This window comes from Sedimentibacter sp. B4, assembly GCF_000309315.1.
Lineage (GTDB): Bacteria > Bacillota > Clostridia > Tissierellales > Sedimentibacteraceae > Sedimentibacter > Sedimentibacter saalensis.
The window spans coordinates 1-241 of sequence record NZ_CANG01000592.1; the positions used below are offsets into that span (position 1 = coordinate 1).

The window sequence follows — 241 nt, forward strand, 5'->3', positions numbered from 1 at the left end:
TGTGCAGGGCTACCGGGTCGGGGCCAAGACCGGCACCTCCCGCAAGTACGTCCAGAGCTGCCACTGCTTCCGTGGTCTGGTCACGTCGGCGATCAGCGTGGCGCCGGTGGAGAACCCGCAGGTCCTGGTCTACGTGGTCGTGGACAGCGCGACCCGGGGCTCGGCCGGCGTCTCCGTGGCCGGCCCGGCCGTGCAGGACGTGATGTCGATCGCGCTCACCCGCTACGGCGTCCCGCAGTCG

1 protein-coding gene is annotated in these 241 nt (G+C 71.4%); it reads left to right on the forward strand.

Annotation, left to right across the window (positions count from 1 at the left end; translation table 11 throughout):
- On the forward strand, positions 1-241 hold a 241-nt coding region (locus BN358_RS12375), incomplete at both ends, for a penicillin-binding transpeptidase domain-containing protein (protein WP_255346901.1).